This window comes from Sphingopyxis sp., from assembly GCF_035565275.1.
In the GTDB taxonomy this organism is placed as follows: domain Bacteria; phylum Pseudomonadota; class Alphaproteobacteria; order Sphingomonadales; family Sphingomonadaceae; genus Sphingopyxis.
The window spans coordinates 1-1,580 of sequence record NZ_DATMST010000330.1 but is presented as its reverse complement, the minus strand read 5'-3'; the positions used below and the strand labels follow the sequence as shown (position 1 = coordinate 1,580).

At 65.3% G+C, this 1,580-nt stretch carries 1 pseudogene; it reads left to right on the top strand.

The window, feature by feature from the left end:
- Nucleotides 1–1,580: pseudogene (locus tag VN047_RS21615) on the top strand (ABC transporter ATP-binding protein); the annotation flags it as partial.

Genomic DNA, 1,580 nt, shown 5'->3' with positions numbered 1-1,580 from the left:
GCCGCAAACGCGCTCGGGCCGCGGGCGCGGCGGCGGGCGGCCGATCATCCTCGTCAACGGGCGCCGCATCGGCGGTTTCGGCGAAGTGCGCAACCTGCCCCCCGAAGCGATCGCCAAGGTCGAGGTGTTCCCCGAGGAGGTCGCGCTGCAATATGGCTATTCGGCCGACGAGCGCGTCGTCAACATGGTGCTCAAGCCCGATTTTCGCCAGATCGCGGTCGAAGGCGAGGGGGGCATCCCGACGCAGGGCGGGCGATTCCAGAGCGAAATCCAGCCGAGTTTCCTCGCGATCGGCGACAATGGCCGCCTGAACGTCAATGGTGGCTGGGAGCATAAGTCGATGCTGCTCGAGAGCGAGCGGAACATCGATTATCGCGGTGACGTCGATCAGGCGGCCGAAGCGCCCGCGCGCAGCCTGCTCGGCGCGTCGGACGAATATTCGATCGACGCGACGATCCAGCGCAGCCTGAACAAGGTCACCGACGCGTCGATCAACGTGCGCTTCGACCAGACCGATACGCTCTCGCTGCTCGGTCCCGGGCTGGGCGGCGTCGGCGATCCCCTCGAACGCGACAGCCGCGAACGCAACCTGACCACGACTGCCAGCGTCAACGGGATGCTGGGCGACTGGCGCTGGTCGGTCACGGGCAATTATGCCGACGCCGATCAACGCACCTTCACCGATCGCGTCGTCGAGGGCGTGGCATCGACCGACCGGTTCGACAGCAGCCAGCAAACCTTCGGCGGTAACGCCAATCTGTCGGGTACGGTGACCGAGGGGTGGGCGGGTCCGATCCGCCTGTCGATGACCGGCAGCTATTCGGGTCTCCGTTTCGACAGCCGGTCCGACCGTGCCGACGGCATCACGACGACCGACCTGTCGCGCGACCTGCCCGGGGTTTTCGGCTCGCTGACGGTGCCGCTGCTCGATCCCGAATATGAGGTGGGCAAGATCGGCCGCGTGTCGCTGACGCTGAGCGGTCAGGTCCAGAATCCCAGCGATTTCGAAGCACTCAAAAGCTGGGGCGCCAATCTCAACTGGGGCGTGACCGATAATCTGTCGCTGATCGCGAGCTTCAATAATGACGAGGCGGCGCCAGGGATCCAGCAACTCGGCGCGGCGCCGCTGGTGACGCCGGCAGTCAATTATTACGACTTCTCCACCGGCCAGACGGTGCAGATCACGACGACGACGGGGGGCAATCCGTTCCTGCTCGCCGAGCAGCGCCGCGACCTGAAGCTCGGGCTCAACTGGTCGCCACCGATGGTTGAGGGACTGAATTTCTCGATCAATTACAACAAGAACAAGAGCTACGACACTGCGAACAGCTTTCCTTTGCTGACGCCCGAGATCGAGGCGGCATTCCCCGACCGCGTGACGCGCGACGACAATGGCGTGCTGATCGCGCTCGATCAGCGGGCTGTCAATTTCGACCGTGCCGAAAATTCTCAGATTCGCTGGGGCCTCAATTTCGGCAAGAGTTTCGGCCAACAGGAAGAGCGCGGGCCGGGTGCTGGACGGCGCGGTGAAGGCGCCGGCCCGGGCGGCGATGGACCGCGCGCCGGCGGCGACCGTCCGC